Annotated in this window: 14 protein-coding genes; 8 read left to right on the top strand and 6 right to left on the bottom strand. The window is 67.3% G+C overall.

Features of this window, described 5'->3' with window-relative positions:
- Positions 1-72 precede the first annotated feature (72 nt).
- The 3 genes from pnp to IPU70_RS16395 all read left to right on the top strand — a co-directional run bounded on the left by pnp (position 73) and on the right by IPU70_RS16395 (position 4416).
- Entirely contained in the window at positions 73-2235 is a 2163-nt protein-coding gene (gene pnp, locus IPU70_RS16405) for a polyribonucleotide nucleotidyltransferase (RefSeq protein WP_207468711.1), read from the top strand.
- A 224-nt stretch (positions 2236-2459) separates the two neighbouring features.
- Entirely contained in the window at positions 2460-3185 is a 726-nt protein-coding gene (locus tag IPU70_RS16400; RefSeq protein WP_207468710.1) for a hypothetical protein, read from the top strand.
- A gap of 13 nt (positions 3186-3198) precedes the next feature.
- The gene (locus IPU70_RS16395) at positions 3199-4416 is read left to right on the top strand and encodes a threonine ammonia-lyase (RefSeq protein ID WP_013391934.1); all 1218 of its coding nucleotides are present in this window, start codon (positions 3199-3201) and stop codon (positions 4414-4416) included.
- Between the two features lie 15 nt (positions 4417-4431).
- Here IPU70_RS16395 and IPU70_RS16390 read toward each other — a convergent pair whose 3' ends face one another.
- The 3 genes from IPU70_RS16390 to IPU70_RS16380 all read right to left on the bottom strand — a co-directional run bounded on the left by IPU70_RS16390 (position 4432) and on the right by IPU70_RS16380 (position 7301).
- Entirely contained in the window at positions 4432-4995 is a 564-nt protein-coding gene (locus tag IPU70_RS16390; protein ID WP_242702541.1) for a PIN domain-containing protein, read from the bottom strand.
- 171 nt (positions 4996-5166) lie between these two features.
- Positions 5167-5856 (bottom strand): glutathione S-transferase family protein, encoded by a 690-nt coding sequence (locus tag IPU70_RS16385; RefSeq protein ID WP_207468706.1) that lies wholly within the window; start codon positions 5854-5856, stop codon positions 5167-5169.
- Positions 5857-6377: 521 nt separating this feature from the next.
- Positions 6378-7301, bottom strand: coding sequence for a carbon-nitrogen hydrolase family protein (locus IPU70_RS16380; protein ID WP_207468705.1), 924 nt, complete (start codon positions 7299-7301; stop codon positions 6378-6380).
- An 82-nt stretch (positions 7302-7383) separates the two neighbouring features.
- Here IPU70_RS16380 and IPU70_RS16375 point away from each other — a divergent pair, with 82 nt between their 5' ends.
- Positions 7384-8316, top strand: coding sequence for a LysR substrate-binding domain-containing protein (locus IPU70_RS16375; protein ID WP_207468703.1), 933 nt, complete (start codon positions 7384-7386; stop codon positions 8314-8316).
- 9 nt (positions 8317-8325) lie between these two features.
- Here the strand turns inward: IPU70_RS16375 and IPU70_RS16370 are convergent, their stop codons facing one another.
- On the bottom strand, positions 8326-9861 hold the full coding sequence (locus IPU70_RS16370) for a tetratricopeptide repeat protein (RefSeq protein ID WP_207468702.1): 1536 nt from the start codon (positions 9859-9861) through the stop codon (positions 8326-8328).
- A 21-nt stretch (positions 9862-9882) separates the two neighbouring features.
- On the bottom strand, positions 9883-10971 hold the full coding sequence (locus IPU70_RS16365) for an RDD family protein (RefSeq protein ID WP_207468700.1): 1089 nt from the start codon (positions 10969-10971) through the stop codon (positions 9883-9885).
- Between the two features lie 104 nt (positions 10972-11075).
- Here IPU70_RS16365 and IPU70_RS16360 point away from each other — a divergent pair, with 104 nt between their 5' ends.
- The 4 genes from IPU70_RS16360 (at position 11076) to IPU70_RS16345 (ending at position 15342) form a co-directional block, all read left to right on the top strand.
- Positions 11076-11996 carry a LysR family transcriptional regulator gene (locus tag IPU70_RS16360; protein ID WP_207468698.1) on the top strand — a complete coding sequence of 307 codons (921 nt, stop codon included), beginning with the start codon at positions 11076-11078 and terminating at the stop codon, positions 11994-11996.
- Between the two features lie 163 nt (positions 11997-12159).
- Positions 12160-13368 (top strand): CaiB/BaiF CoA-transferase family protein, encoded by a 1209-nt coding sequence (locus tag IPU70_RS16355; RefSeq protein ID WP_207468696.1) that lies wholly within the window; start codon positions 12160-12162, stop codon positions 13366-13368.
- Positions 13369-13438: 70 nt separating this feature from the next.
- Positions 13439-14398, top strand: coding sequence for a tripartite tricarboxylate transporter substrate binding protein (locus tag IPU70_RS16350; protein ID WP_207468695.1), 960 nt, complete (start codon positions 13439-13441; stop codon positions 14396-14398).
- A 17-nt stretch (positions 14399-14415) separates the two neighbouring features.
- Positions 14416-15342 carry a hydroxymethylglutaryl-CoA lyase gene (locus IPU70_RS16345; protein ID WP_207468692.1) on the top strand — a complete coding sequence of 309 codons (927 nt, stop codon included), beginning with the start codon at positions 14416-14418 and terminating at the stop codon, positions 15340-15342.
- A 25-nt stretch (positions 15343-15367) separates the two neighbouring features.
- On the opposite strand, the gene IPU70_RS16340 is transcribed toward IPU70_RS16345, so the two are convergent.
- On the bottom strand, positions 15368-15805 hold the full coding sequence (locus tag IPU70_RS16340; protein WP_013391945.1) for a universal stress protein: 438 nt from the start codon (positions 15803-15805) through the stop codon (positions 15368-15370).
- Between the last annotated feature and the right edge of the window lie 265 nt (positions 15806-16070).

Below are 16070 nucleotides of genomic sequence, written 5' to 3'. Positions count from 1 at the left end.
GACGCAATAACCGTGGTCGGTGCGACGCATGTCGCGACGGCCACGGTTTTTCATTTGTAAGGAATAATCGTCATGTTCAATAAAGTGACAAAATCGTTCCAGTACGGCCAGCACACGGTCGTCCTGGAAACTGGCGAAATCGCTCGCCAGGCCTCCGGCGCCGTGGTGGTGTCGATCGAGGACACCGTCGTCCTGGCCACCGTCGTGGCTTCCAAGAAGGCCAAGCCGGGTCAAACGTTTTTCCCGCTGACCGTTGACTACATCGAGAAGACCTACGCCGCCGGCCGTATCCCGGGTGGGTTCTTCAAGCGCGAAGGCAAGCCCTCCGAGAAGGAAACGCTGACCTCGCGCCTGATCGACCGTCCCCTGCGTCCGCTGTTCCCCGAAGACTTCTACAACGAAGTCCAGGTGGTCATCCACACGCTGTCGGTCAATCCCGAGATCGATCCCGACATCGCCGCCATGATCGGCGCCTCGGCCGCGCTGGCCATTTCGGGCATCCCGTTCAACGGCCCGATCGGCGCCGCGCGCGTGGGTTACATCGATGGTCAGTACGCCATCAACCCGACCGCCTCGCAACTGAAGTCGTCGAAGCTGGATCTGGTTGTCGCCGGTACCGAAAACGCCGTGCTGATGGTGGAATCGGAAGCTGACCAGCTGTCCGAAGAAATCATGCTGGGCGGCGTGGTCTACGGCCACCAGCAAATGCAGGCCGTCATCAACGCCATCCACGAACTGGTGAAGGACGCCGGCAAGCCCGATTGGGACTGGCAAGCTCCTGCCAAGGACGAGGCCCTGATCGCCGCGGTCACCGCCGCTGCCCAGGAAGGCCTGAACGCCGCTTACCAGATCCGCGAAAAGCAGGCCCGCACCGCCAAGCTGCGCGAAGTGTCGGCTGACGTGTCGGCCAAGCTGGCTGCCGCCGCCGCCGAAAAGGGCGAAGCGCTGCCGGACGCCGTGACCGTCGACAACATCATGTTCTCGCTGGAATCGGCCATCGTCCGCGGCCAGATCCTGAACGGCGAGCCGCGCATCGACGGCCGCGACACCCGCACCGTGCGCCCCATCAGCGTGCGTCTGGGCGTGCTGCCCCGCGCGCACGGCAGCGCGCTGTTCACCCGTGGTGAAACGCAGGCGCTGGTCGTGGCCACGCTGGGCACCAAGCAAGACGAGCAGATCATCGACGCGCTCATGGGCGAGTACCGCGACCGCTTCATGATGCACTACAACATGCCTCCGTTCGCCACCGGCGAAACCGGTCGCATCGGCGTGCCGAAGCGCCGCGAAATCGGCCATGGCCGCCTGGCCAAGCGTTCGCTGATTCCGCTGCTGCCGGCGCCTGAAGACTTCCAGTACACGATCCGTATCGTGTCGGAAATCACCGAGTCCAACGGCTCCTCGTCGATGGCTTCGGTCTGCGGCGGCTCGCTGGCCATGATGGACGCCGGCGTGCCGGTCAAGGATCACGTGGCCGGCGTGGCCATGGGCCTGATCCTGGACGGTGGCAAGTTCGCCGTGCTGACGGACATCCTGGGCGACGAAGATCACCTGGGCGACATGGACTTCAAGGTTGCTGGCACCGAGAACGGCGTCACCGCACTGCAGATGGACATCAAGATCCAGGGCATCACCAAGGAAATCATGCAAGTGGCGCTGGCTCAAGCCCGCGAAGGCCGCCTGCACATCCTGGGCAAGATGAAGGAAGCGCTGGACGGTTCGCGTGGCGAGCTGTCGGCTTTCGCTCCCCGCATGCTGACCATCAAGATCAACCCCGAGAAGATCCGCGACGTGATCGGCAAGGGCGGCGCCACCATCCGCGCGCTCACCGAAGAAACCGGCACGCAGATCGACATCTCCGACGACGGCACGATCGTGATCGCCAGCGTCGACGAAGCGCAGGCGAAGGAAGCCCAGCGCCGCATCGTCGAGCTGACCGCCGACGTCGAAGTGGGTCAGATCTACGAAGGCGCCGTGCTGCGCCTGCTGGATTTCGGCGCCATCGTGCAAGTGCTGCCGGGCCGCGACGGCCTGCTGCACATCTCGGAAATCGCCAACTACCGCATCGCCAACATCAACGATGTGCTGAAGGTCGGCCAGCAAGTCCGCGTCAAGGTCATCGAGGCCGACGACAAGGGCCGCCTGCGCCTGTCCATCAAGGCCATCGGCGGCATCGAGCAGCAGCAAGCCGCTGCGGCTCCCGAAGCTGCCCCGCAATCGGAACCGCAAGCTGAATAAGCCTGCTTGACCGGTAGCATGAGACGGCGCCTTCGGGCGCCGTTTTTCATGGGCCGGCCGCGGCCGCGGTGGCCATGCCCGATTCATCTTCTTGCTTCTTCAGGCCCCGGACATCTCCCAACTGCGGCTACCTTCCTGTAAAGTCTTGCGCGAGAGCGCAGCCCCCCGATTGCGGAGGACGGCATGCGCGACGTGGCAAAAAGGGGGAAACGGATGGGCAAGGCATGACGGCGTGGGCCAGACCCGCCAGTGCCGCGGCGCTGCTTGCGGCGCTGCTGACCGGCTGCATGAGCAGCCCTGGGCCGGGGCAGGGCAGTCCCAAGAGCGAAGACATGTCCGCCGACCAGTTCGGCCAGACGGACTTCAACCGCACCGTCACGCTGGAGGTGCGCGACAACCTGGCCAGCCTGTACGTCCTGCTGGACAAGCTCTACCGGCGCAATCCGCGCGAATGGCGCAAGACTGGCGCGCCTGACCTGGCCAAGGCGGTGTTGCTGGTCAAGCATTCCATCGAGGTCCGCATCCCGCCCAAGGACTTGGCGGGCCTGCGCGACATCCAGATCTTGGCCGTGGCCCTCGACCCCAACTATTCCGGCGACCGGGTCGGCGCCTTCATCTACGGCCTGGCCGACACCATCATCGCGGCGCACAACGGCAAGACCCGCCTGTACGCCACCGACGCGCTGGATGGGCAGCGGGTCTACAATGCCGCACGGAACGTCGAGGCAGCCGCCTGGCTGCTGGCGTCGCGCCGCAATGCCCAGGGCGAACCTTTGCTGCTGGCCAATGAAATGTCCCAGAACGCCACCAACCTCAGCTTTGAACGCGAATTCGGCGCCATCATCGGCCGCCTGGACCTGATCGCCAATCTGCTCGGCGAGAACACGCGGCGTATCGGGATCAACTACGCGCAGGGCCTGCTGCTGTTCAATTTCCTGCCGGTGCGCTAACAGGATTTCCACCGTGATCGATATCGCCTCCATTCAGACCGCCCGCGAGAACCTGCGCGGCCAGGTGCTGAAGACCCCGTTTACCCTGTCCCGCACGCTGTCCGACATCTTCGGCGCCGAGATCTGGCTGAAGTTCGAGAACCTGCAGTTCACGGCTTCGTTCAAGGAGCGCGGCGCGCTCAACCGGATGCTGACGCTGTCGGAAGCAGAACGCGCCAAGGGCGTGATCGCCGTGTCGGCAGGCAACCACGCGCAGGGCGTGGCCTACCATGCCCAGCGCATGGGCGTGCCCGCCGTGATCGTGATGCCGCGCTTCACGCCTACCGTCAAGGTCGCCAACACCCGCCGCTTCGGCGCGGAGGTGGTGCTGGCCGGCGATACCTTCGACGACGCCAAGGCGCGCGGCTACGAGCTGGCGCAGGAGCGCGGCCTGATCATGATCCACCCCTATGACGACGAGGCGGTCATTTCGGGGCAGGGCACGGTAGCGCTGGAAATGCTGGAAGACCAGCCGCAGCTGGATACCCTGGTCATCGCCATCGGCGGAGGCGGCCTGATTTCCGGTATCGCCACCGCGGCCAAGGCGCTCAAGCCCGGCATCGAGATCATCGGCGTGCAGACCGAGCGTTTCCCCTCCATGTACGCGGCAGTCAAGGGCGTGACCATGCCGCAGGGCGCATACACCATCGCCGAAGGCATCGCGGTGAAGTCGCCGGGCGCGCTGACCCAGCCCATCGTGACGCAGTTGGTCGACCGCCTGGAACTGGTCAGCGAAAGCGATATCGAGCACGCCATCGTGGTGCTGCTGGAAATTGAAAAATCGGTGGTCGAAGGGGCGGGCGCCGCAGGCCTCGCCGCGCTGCTGCGCGCGAAGGAGGAAGGCAGCGACCGCTACCAGGGCAAGCGCATCGGCCTGGTTCTGACCGGCGGCAACATCGATCCCTTGATGCTGGGCGAACTGATCGAGCGCGGCATGGTGCGCGCCGGCCGGCTGGCCCGCATCCGGGTCGACCTGCGCGATCTGCCGGGCGCGCTGGCGCATGCCACCAAGCTCATCGCCGACGCCCAGGCCAACATCACCGAAGTGCACCACCAGCGCGCCTTCACCTCATTGCCGGTGCGCAATGTCGAAGTGGATTTTGTGCTGCAGACGCGCGGCCATGAGCACATCCAGGAAGTGATCGAAGTGCTGAACGCGGCGGGCTTCGCCGCCAGCAATCACGACCACTGAGCACGCAGGCGCGATTCAGGCGGCGCCACGCTGCGCGGCGTCGCGCGCCAGCAGGCTCTTCAGGCCGTACAGCCGCTCGCGGTGCAGCGTGGCCGATAGCGGCTCGGGCTCGCGGCCCAGGGCCACGTAGTCCGCGGGCACCTGCGCCGCCGCCGCACGGATGGCGTCGGGAGCGGCCTGCCACCACTGCGTCAGCATGCGGTCGGGGTTGTAGACATCCAGCCCCTGGCGGCGCAGCTCGGAACGGTTGAAATCCTTCAGGTTCCAGGTCAGCACCTGCACCACCGGCGGTTGCTGCAAGCCGCAGCGCGCGCGCCGCGCCAGGCCGGCCGCGATCACGTGGAAATCCTTGGGGTCGCTGTAGCGCAAGGAGGCCTCGTAGACCTGCGTGTCCGCTTCGCGGGCGGTGGGGAAACGGGCATTCATGTCGTCCCACATTTCCATCATCACTTCCGGCGGGATTTCCCAGATGCGCGAGGCGTTGCGGCGCCATTCGTCGCCGATGCGCTCGGTCCAGACTGGCGTGTACACGCCGGCCTCGGCCAGCCTGAGCAGCAGGCGGCGCAGGATGCCGGACATGAGGACGCAGGCGTCGAGGACGATGAAGGGCGGGGAGGAGGAAGCGGTGGTCAAGTGAGGTCTGGAGCCCTGCGGCGGAAGCTGCGCCGAAGCGGGATCGGGGCGACGAGCAGGGCGAAAAAATGAAAAACGAGGCGCAAGAATAACTTTTTTTGCGTACCCCGGCCCTCCCTAACCCAGCTCGGCGCGCACGGCGTTGCAGTGGCTCACCAGATTGCGCCGCGACACCAGGCACTGCTTGAGCGGGGTGTCGATGGCGTAGAAATAGATATTGGCGAGAAAACCGTAGAGGCCGGCGTCCACGCTGCCGGGATTGGCGCCGAACATGAAACCGTTGTCTCCCAGCAGGCTGGATATGACCTCCAGATCGGCGACGCCGCGGGCGTAGGCGTCCTCGGGCGCATAGCGGCCGATGCCCTGGTAGTGGTAGCGCTGGAAATTGTATTGGCGGGCGGCCTCCAGTTGCTCGTGCGTGACGTCCGGATGGGTGTCCAGCAGCGCCTTGCGGAAGACCGGCCAGTAGCGGTCGTCGCGCCAGCGCGAATAGGACATGACCCAGTACAGGTCGTCCAGCGCGCGGCGCACCAGCAGGTCCTGCCGCTGCTGCACCGGCGTGAGGGAGCCGTCGATGGTCAGGTCGTACTGGCGCTTCAGGTACGCGATGATGGCGTCGCTGTCGCCGATGCGCAGATCGCCATCGGCGATGTAGGGCAGTTGGCCGCGCGGAGCGGACTGCACGTCGAGCGTATGCCGGTGGTCGAACGGCAGCCGGCACAGCTTCAGGAAGGCGTAGATCTTCAGGCCGTAGGGGTTGTTGTCTTCCAGCCCGTAGAGCCCGGGGTACGAGTAGAGGGTGATCATGGCGCGCTCCCTGGTTACCGGTCTAGCTTAGAACGGCCGAGGGATTTTTGCGCGCATCAGTTTGGCGAGGCAGGCGGTTCGCCGGCTTGCGACGAAGGGAGGACGCCTTGCCTGTTGCGGGTGGTGCCCGAGACCGGAATCGAACCGGTACGGCCGCGAGGCCGAGGGATTTTCTTACCACTTCGGCTTTCGCCGCCAGCGCGGTTGCGCTGTTCGTGGTCTGGAGCACGCCTTCACCTTAGCCTTCTGGCCTTAGGTGCCCGCCGTCTGCTCTCTACACCTTCCCCGGTCTGCGACCAGGGCTTGGCTCGGCGTTGGCTCGGAACGGGTCCAGGGCATTCGCCGAGTTTGACGGGCTACACCTTTGGAGTTTCCCCCAAAGGGCTCAAATTAGTTCAAGTCCCTTGTGTCTACCAATTTCACCACTCGGGCGTTGCGCGGTCCCGGAAGGGCCGGCAGCGGGCGAGACTATACCATCCCGGCGTCAGGGAGCCGGAATGCGGGCCCCTGGGCGCTGGCGCTCAGGAGACGAAGCGCACGGCAGGGCGCGGGCGTTCATCCACCGTCAGCGCGAAGACGTCGGGGCGCGAATAGTGGCCCACCACGTCGAAGTCGTAGCGGGCGCGCACCAGTTCCGCCATGTCGATCTGGGCGGTCAGCAGGCCGGCCTTGCCGCGCAAGGGACCCGCCAGCACGTCGCCCAGCGGGCCGACGATGACCGAGCCGCCGTTGATCAGAGGCCGGTTAGCGTCCCAGCCCGGCACGTCCTGGCCCAGCTCGGCGGGCGAGGGCTGCACCTGGCAGGCGCTGACCACGAAGCAGCGGCCTTCATGGGCGATGTGGCGCATCGAGCATTGCCAGATGTCGCGCTCGTCCACGGTGGGGGCGCACCAGATTTCCACGCCCTTGGCGTACATGGCGGTGCGCAGCAGCGGCATGTGGTTTTCCCAGCAGATGGCGCCGCCGATGCGGCCGGCCCCGCTGTCGACCACCGGCAGGGTCGAGCCGTCGCCCTGGCCCCAGATCAGGCGTTCGGTGCCAGTGGGCATGAGCTTGCGGTGCTTGGCGGCCAGGCCGGTGGCGGGTTCGAAGAACAGGGCGGTGCAGTACAGCGTGTGGCCGCCGCGTTCGATCACGCCCACGACCAGGCTGGCGCCGGTGCGCTGCGACAAGGCCGCCAGCGCCTCGGTTTCGGGGCCGGGCACGTCGATGGCGTTTTCGTAGTAGCGGGCAAAGGCCTCGCGGCCTTCGGGCAGGCGATAGCCCAGGCGGGTGCCGAAGATCTCGCCCTTGGGATAGCCGCCCAGCAGTGCTTCGGGCATGACCACGAGCGAGGCGCCCGAGGCGGCGATTTCGCTTTCGTAGGCCAGGATGTCTTCAAGGGTGCGGGCGCGGCCTGCGGGCGAGGAGCCGATCTGCAATGCGGCGACGGTTTTCGTGGTCATGGCGGGGCTCGGGTGGAGTAGAAACAGGCTTCAGTGTCAGACCGGCTCTAAAATCAATCAATCCTGGTCAGAGATAAATGATATGAACCAGATTGATATCGAATCGGCGGACCTGAACCTGCTCAAGGTCTTCGAGGCCATCTACGACGAGGGCGGAGCCGGGCGCGCCGCGCTGCGCCTGGGTGTGACGCAGTCGGCCGTCAGCGCGGCGCTGGGGCGCCTGCGCGGGCTCTATGGCGATCCGCTGTTCACGCGCACGGGCCGGGGGCTGACGCCCAGCCTGCGGGCGCGCGAGTTGCGGCCCGTTATCGGCGAGGCGCTGGACAAGTGCCGACAGAGCCTGTCGCTGGCGCGTCCCGGCGCGGCGGGCTTTGCCGGCAGGTCGGTCACGCTGGGCCTGTCGGACGATTTCGAGATCGCCTTGGGGCGGGACGCGATCCGCGCGCTGGCGCAAAGCGCGCCCGGCCTGCGCATCATCTTCCGGCAGACCCACAGCCGGCTGGCGGCCGACATGCTGATGGCGCGCGAGGCCGATCTGGTGATCGCCTCGGGCGGACTGGCCGCGCATGCCTTGCAGCGCGTGACGGTCGGACAGGGCGGCTATGCCTGCCTGCTGGACCCCGCCAGCCTGGCGCCGGGGCAGACGACCCTGTCGCTGGAGGAATTCGTCCGCCGCCAGCACATCCTGGTGTCGTCCGGCGGATTCATCGGCGTGGTGGATGAAGTGCTGCATGGGCTGGGGCTGACGCGCCGGGTGCAGGCCTCGACCACGCATTTCTCGGCGCTGGCCTTCCTGCTGCCGGGCAGCGATGCCCTGTCGACCCTGCCCGCGCATGCGGCGCGCGGTTTGGCGGCGGCGTCCGGCCTGCGCATGCTGCCTTGTCCGGTCGCCATGCCGGGGTACGCCATCGAAATGGGCTGGCGTCCCGACGCCTTGCGCGATGAGGCGGTGGCGGCTGCGAGGCGCGGCTTGCTGGGCTTGTTGAACGGCTATGAATGGGAGCGCGCCGGGTAGGCACGCGGCCTACTTGCGTCCGAACAGCCGGCCCAGCAGGCCGCGCGGCGCGGCGGCGGCCTGTTCCGCGGCCAAGGCATTGTTCAAGGACAACTCCTGGTACTGCGGCTTGCCGTTCTGTTGATAGGCTGCGGCGGCCTGGCGATAGGCCATGGCGGACTCCGCATGGCGCTTCATCTCGCCGTAGGCCTGGCCGCGCGAAAACAGCGCCCAGCTGCGGTACTCCGGATCCATCGCGATCAGGCGGTCGCAGGCCGCCAGCGCTTCGTCGTGGCGCTTGGCCGCGATCAGCGCGTTGATGCGTTCGGCGTGCAGGGCGCCGTCATCGGGCCAGCGCGCCATGGCGCGGTCGGCATCGGCCATGGCCTCGTCCGCGCGGCCCAGATGGGTCAGCGCTTCGATGCGGGAGCGGCGCCACTTCAGCCAGTCAGGATCCAACGAGATCGCCACCTCAGAAAGCGGCAAGGCTTCGTCGTGACGTTCCAGCCGGTTCAGCATGTCAGCCGCATTACCGGGCAGGAAGTCGTTGTCGGGCGCCAGCTCGTAGCCCTGCAGGTAGTAGGCCAACGCTTCGTCCCAGTTGCGCTGGTCGCGTTGCGCGTTGCCGGCCACGAACAGCAGTTGGGCATCGTCGCTGGTCATCGGGTCCAGCCCTTGCAGCGCTTGCTCGGCCAGTTCCGGATCGCCGCTGCGCACGTACTCGCGAGCCTGTTCCCTGCGGCCTTCCCAGCCGCTGTCCGAGAGCGCGTCCAGATGCCGCCATAGCGGCACGGCTTCGTCCGCGCGGCCCAGCCGGTGCAGGGAGCGCGCCTTGCCCTCCAGAGGCCAGTCCCAGTCGGGTTCGCGGCGCAGCAGGCTGGTCCATTCCTCGACCGCGTCCGCGTGGCGTTCCAGCGCTTGCAGGCACGAGGCGCGGTTGTGCTGGATGGCGTTCTGCTCGCCCAGAATCGCGCGGGCGCGGTCGAACATCGCGATGGCGGTGCGCAGGTCGCCCAGGCTGCGATAGGTATTGCCGGCGTCGTACAGGAACATGCCGTTGCCCGGCGCCAGCGAGGTCGCGCGCCGGAAATGGGGCTCGGCCTCGGCGTGGCGTCCGGCATTGGCCAGGTTGGACGCGATGTAGCAATGCGGCGCGCCGGTGGATGGACGCAATTGCGCGGCGCGGGTCCAGCATGCGATGGCCTCGTCCAGGCGGCGGTCGTTGATCAGCAGATAGGCCTGCGCCATCAGCAGCCCGAAGTGCGAGGGCGCGCGCTGCTGGGCGTCGCGCAGGATGCGCCAGGCTTCCTGCCGTTCGCCCGCGTTGTAGAGCGCGGTGCACTGGACGCGGATGGCGTCGCCGCAATGCGGGTCCAGCGCCAGCGCCCGGTCCAGATCGGCTTGGCGCGCGGCATGGGCGTTGCGCTTGTCGTGATAGCGGGCGCGCAGCGCCCACATGAGGGCGGAGGCGGGCTGTTCGCGCAGCCCCTGTTCGCACAGCGCCAGCATTTGCGCGTGCTCGTCGCCGTCGTCGGCGCGATGGATGGATTCGATCAGGCTGGACATGCGCGGGATTCCGTGTCGGGACTAGGGTGCCGAGGCGCCGGCTTCGTGGCGGCAGCTGTAGGGGCGGTCGGCGCGCGGGATGTCGTCGCTGCCGCATTGCCAGCGGCGGATGCCGCCGCCCTTCTTTTCCGAGCGCAGTTCGGGCAGGTAGACCAGGTGCTTGCCGCTCAACGCGGGGGCGTCGGCGGTGCCGGGCTCTCCGGCGATGGTGAAGCGCAGCACGCCGTTGACCGGATTCAGGCTCAGCGCGCTGAAGCCGCTGCTTTTCAACGATTCCGGAGTGACGCCAAGCGCCGCCATGTCCGGGGCGTAGGCCCCGGTGCGCCGGTAATGGTTCTCGGCCAGCATGCGCACCGGTTGCGATACCAGGTCCAGGTGGATCACCTCGGCGCGCAAGGGGTTGTCTTCCTGCTTCGAGTCCATGACGATGGCGCCGATGATCATGCCGCCCGCCACCAGCGCCAGCACCCCCAGCACGGTGAAGATGAACTTGCCCGCGCCCGTGATGGAGCGGGTCTTGGCGATGGCGGGCCGGATGGCTCGCGGGTCTGCCTGGCTGGACACCACGTAGCTGCCCGAGATCCAGTTATGCATGGCGCGGTCGCCGAAGATGGTGCGCTGGATGCGGTAGAAGATGCCGGGCAGGGCAAGGTTCAGCACGTATTTCATCAAGTGGCGCCAACTGGCGCGCAGGACGCCGGGATTGTCGCCATTGCGGTTCACGACGCGCAGCTTCAGCAGCCGCTTGCCCGGGGACCCGCCGCCCCAGGCGTCCATCAGCGCCGGCAGCATCAGGCCGATGAAGCCGGCGGCCATCGCCAGCAGGACGGGGCGCGGATCGCCAGCCAGCGATTCGTAGGTCAGGTTGGCGGCCGTGCTGAATCCGATCATCGCCGCTACCATCACGGCGGCGTCGATCGCGGTGGCGCCCAGCCGGGGCCAAATGCCGGGGAAGACCGGCGCATTGCCGGCGCGGGTCTGGGCGGGCTTGGCCGCTTTTGCCGTCTTTGCGGCAGGCGCGGCCGCTGCCGGGGCGGTCAGCGGCGTATTGCAGCTGAAGCACAGGGTATTGGAGGCCGGGTTCTGCCAGTTGCAGCGGGGGCATTGCATGGGCGGCGGTGGCGGCGCGAGAAAACCGCATGAGCGTGGGGAGTGCGGATGTTACCGGGAAAACCCCGATCCCTGGGCGGGCGCAAAGCACGACACTTCCGGGCATGAAACCCGTCCAGTCCCCTGCGCCACATCCCCGCGATATCGATCCCGTCTCTCTGCGCCTGTTCCTGGCGGCGCTGGAAGAGGGCAGCCTGGCGCGCGCCGCCGCCCGCGAGAACATCGTTCCTTCCGCCGTCAGCAAGCGCATGTCGGAGATGGAGGACGCCTTCGGGGTGCCGCTGCTGGAACGCGGGGTCAAGGGCGTGCAGCCCACGCCGGCGGGCAATGCCCTGGCCACGCATGTGCGCATGGTGTTGCAGAGCATGGACCGCATGCGCCGCGAGATGGCGGGCTTTGCCACCGGCGTGCGCGGCAGCATCCGGCTGGCCGTCAGTGTGGCGGCCCTGTCTGGCGAATTGCCGGCGCAGATCCAGTCCTTCCGCCGCGCCTATCCCCAGATCGACATTTCGCTGGAAGAGGGCACCACCCAGGAAGTGTTCCGCGCGGTGCTGGACGGGCAGGCCGACGTGGCGGTGGGTTCCGACTTCGGCCATGACGGCTTGCAGGTCTTTGCTTGCGGCCGCTGCGATCTGGCGGCGGTGGTGCCCGGGCAGCATCTGCTGGCCGACCGCGACACGCTGGACTACGCGCAGCTATTGCCCTTCGAGCAGATCGAGCTGAACCGCGACAATGGCATCAGCGCGGTGTTCCAGCAGGCGGCGCAGGATGCGGGCGTGGCGCGGCGCATCAGCGCCCGGGTCAGCTCGCATGAAACCATCTGCATGCTGGTGGCGCGCGGCATGGGCGTGGCCGTGGTGCCCATGTATCTCAAGGCGCGGCACGCCAATCTGGACATCCGCTTCATTCCGCTCTCCGGAGCCTGGTCCAGCACTTCCTTGTGCATTGCCGTGCTGGGGCTGGAGGCCTTGCCGCCTGCTGCCCGCGTGCTGCTGGCGCACCTAGGCGTGGCCGACGCAGCCTGATTGTCGCGGGGCTCAGGGCTTTCCCGAACGTTCCCAAACGAGAATGCCCCGGTGCTGAAAGACCGCTACCCACCGGTCCGGCTTGCCGTCGATGATGGAGGAATAGGGGCATCGGCTCACTCCGCCGCCCGTTCTTCATCGCGTCAGGCCCGAGGATATGCAGATGGCAGCAACACCGGCTTCACCCTTCATGGACCACACCGAATTGCCGCTGCGCGGCATCAAGGTGCTGGAGCTGTCCCACATGATCATGGGCCCGGCGGCCGGCCTGGCGCTGGCGGACCTGGGCGCCGAAGTCATCAAGGTGGAACCGATAGAAGGTGATCGCACCCGCCGGCTGAAAGGCTCGGGCAGCGGTTATTTCCCGGTCTTCAACCGCAACAAGCAGAGCCTGGCGATCGACCTGAAGACCCGCGAAGGGCAGGCCGTGGTGCGCCAGCTGGCCTTGCAGGCCGATATGGTGGTGGAGAATTTCCGCGACGGCAGCCTGGCCCAGTACGGGCTGGACTACGAGTCGTTGTCCGCCGAGAACCCCGGGCTGATCTACGTGTCGCTCAAGGGTTTTCTGTCCGGCCCCTACAAGCAGCGTACCGCGCTCGACGAAGTGGTGCAGATGATGGGCGGGCTGGCCTACATCAACGGCGGGGCGGATACGCCGCAGCGCGTCGCGGCCTCGGTCAACGACATCCTGGGGGGCACCTTCGGCGTGGTGGGCGCGCTGGCGGCGCTGCACGACCGCCACGCCACCGGGCGCGGCCGGCACGTGCGCTCCGGCCTGTTCGAGAACAACTTGCTGCTGGTCGCGCAGTTCATCGCCCAGTTCCAGTTGACCGGCGCGGCGCCCAAGCCCATGGGCGCGGAACGCCGGCCGCCCTGGGGCGTGTACGACGTGTTCGAGACCGCGGACGGACGGGTGTTCGTCGCCGTCGTCGGCGATGCGCAGTGGCGCAACTTTGCCCAGAAATTCCTGCCGCCCGAGTGGGCCGCGGATCCGCGCCTGGCCACCGCCGTCGACCGCGAGGCCGCGCGGCCCTGGTTGGTGCCGGGCGTGGGCGAGATCCTGAAGACCTGGAAGACCGACGAGCTGTGCGCGGCGCTGGAGGCGGCCGGACTGTCTTACGGTCCGATACGCCAGCCGCACGACCTGCTGGACGACGCGCATCTGAACGCCGGCGGCGCGCTGTTGAAGACCCGGCTGCCGGACGGCGGCGAGATATCCGCGGCCGCGCTGCCCATCGAATTCGACGGCCTGAAGGCCGGCAAGCGTTCCGATCCACCGCGGCAAGGCGGCGATACGCAGGCCATCCTGCAGGGGCTGGGCTGGGATGCCGCGCGCATCGAGGCCCTGCGCACAGCCGGAGTGATTGCATAAGGGAGCTTTAGCGCCCGATATCGGTCGAGGCGGCGCAGACCGCCAAGACATTCATCCAAGAGGAGACAAGATGATCCGCAAACTATTCGCGGTGGCCGCGCTGGCCGTCGCCTGTGCCGCACACGCCCAGGACTACCCCAGCAAGCCCATCCGCATCATCATCCCGTCCACGCCGGGCGGAGGCACCGACTACATCGGGCGCTTGATGAGCACCAAGCTGCATGAGCTCAACGGCTGGTCGGTCATCCCCGAGAACAAGCCGGGCGCGGGCACGGCGCTGGGCCTGGCCGAGGCCGCGCGTTCGCCGGCGCAGGGCTATGACCTGGTGATCGGCCAGTCCGACAACGTCACCTTGATTCCGCTGCTGATGAAGGTGGCGTACGACCCGGTCAAGGACCTGGCCCCGGTGGCGCTGGTGGCCACCACGCCGATGGTGCTGCTGGTGTCGGAGAACTCGCCGTACAAGACCTTGCCCGAAGTCATCGACGCCGCGAAGAAAGATCCCAACAAGATCTCCTACGGTACCTCGGGCACGGGCGGGGGCGTGCACATCGCTATCGAAATGCTGCAGCATGCGGCCGGCTTCAAGATGCAACACGTGCCGTACAAGGGCTCGGCGCCGGCGCTGGCGGACCTCATGGGCGGGCATTTGCAGTTCGCGGGTTCCTCGATCTCGTCGGCGGCCACGCTCATCAAGTCCGGCAAGGTGCGCGCGCTGGCGGTGACTTCGCCCAAGCGCAACCCGGCGCTGCCGGACGTGCCCACGGTGGCGGAGCTGGGCTACAAGGATTTCAGCGTGGTGACCTATTACGGCGTGCTGGCCCCGGCCAAGACGCCGCCGGCCATCGTGTCGCGCCTGAACAGTGACTTCAACAAGCTGCTGGCGCGCAAGGACGTGCAGGAGGCGCTGGCGGCGCAAGGACTGGAAACCGATCCGGTATCCACCGAGCAGTTCGCCGCGCTGATCCAGTCGGACATCGGCAAGGCGCGCCAGACCATCGAGAGCGCGGGCATCGTGGTGCAGCAGTAAACAGGATAGGACAGCACATGAACCAGGAAATCAGGCTTTGCGAAGTGGGTCCGCGCGACGGGCTGCAAATGGCCAAGGGCATGATGTCGGCGGCGGACAAGTTGCGCTGGATCCGGCAGTTGGCCGACGCCGGCCTGCGCGAGATCGAGGCGGGCAGCTTTGTGTCGCCGCGGCTGGTGCCGCAGATGGCCGATACCGGCGCGGTCCTGCCCGAAGTCTTGAAGATCGACGGCCTGACCGTGGTCGCGCTGGTCTGCAACCTTAAGGGCGCCATCGCTGCCTACGAGGCCGGCGCGCACGCGCTGTCGTTTCCCGTTTCGGTCAGCGACACGCATAGCCGCGCCAACGTGGGCAAGGGCACCGACGCGCAGGTGGACGTGCTGGCGTCGATTGTCGATTGGGCGCGGGCGCAGCCGAGGCCCATGCGCATCGACGCGGCGGTCGCCACGGCCTTCGGTTGTTCACTTGAAGGCGCGGTGCCGGTGGGCCGGGTGGCGCGGGTGGCCGCCGCCACCGCGCTGGCGGGCGCCGATGAGATCGCGCTGGCCGATACCGTGGGCTACGCCCATCCTGCACTGGTGCGCGACGCGGTGCGCGCCACGCAGGACGCCGTGGGCGCGCGGCTGGTCAAGCTGCACCTGCACGACACGATGGGGCTGGGCCTGGCCAATGCGCTGGCCGGCCTGAACGAGGGCATCCGCGCTTTTGATTCCTGCCTGGGCGGCCTGGGCGGCTGCCCCTTCGCGCCCGGCGCGTCGGGCAACATCGTCACCGAAGACCTGGTCTTCATGCTGGAAAGCATGGGGTACCGGACGGGCGTGGATCTGCCGCGGCTATTGGCGGCGCGCACCTTGCTGGCAGCGGCGCTGCCCCAAGAACATCTGCGCAGCGGCGTGGCGGCCGCCGGCATTCCCAAGACCTACGGGGCGCTGGCCGCAGCATAGCGCTGGGACGCGCGAGACGCCCGCCTCAGCGGTAGACGATCACCGGCAGCGTCGAATGCGCCATCACCTTTTGCGTCTGGCTGCCCAACAGCACGGCCGCCAGCCCGCCGTGGCCGCGCGAGGCCATGGCGATCAGGTCGCAGCCTTGCGTCATGGCGACGTCGATGATGGTCTGTGCCGGGTTGTTGCTTTCGCGCATTTCGGTGGTGCAGGGCACGCCTGCCGCGTCGGCCTGCGCGGCGGCTTGCGACAAGTACGACCTGGCTGATTCCGTGGCCTCGCGTTCATACTCTGTGTGCACGCCTTCCAGGTGCACGGTTTCCATGGAAGTCGGGCGGAAGGCGCTGTATACCGTCAACACGGTGACGCTGGCGCCCAGGGCGCTGGCCAGGCCCAGCCCTTGCGCCAGGCCGGCATAGGCCCGTGCGGAACCGTCGATGGGGATGAGTATGTGCTTGTACATGACGACCTCCTGAGGGTGTGGAGGGCGGCGCGAGTCCGCGCGGCCCTAGGAGCGTGAACAGCAGCTATCCTCATACTACGCCTTGTGGCGGCATTCGGCGAACCGCGAGGGAAACACGGCGCTTGCGGCCGGCGCACCTCTGCGTCTGCGCTACTTTTCGCACTTGAACTACGCGGGCCGCCATGGAGCGGATTTTCTGGAGATCTGCAGCGGCAATACGCGCATCCGTGCGCGGAAGCACTCGGGCGATCTCTGGGCCGAAGAT

It is taken from the genome of Achromobacter sp. SD115, from assembly GCF_017355315.1.
Taxonomy (GTDB): domain Bacteria; phylum Pseudomonadota; class Gammaproteobacteria; order Burkholderiales; family Burkholderiaceae_B; genus Achromobacter; species Achromobacter xylosoxidans_B.
The sequence above is the reverse complement of the archived record's forward strand: the minus strand, read 5'-3'. Positions and strand labels throughout refer to the sequence as shown.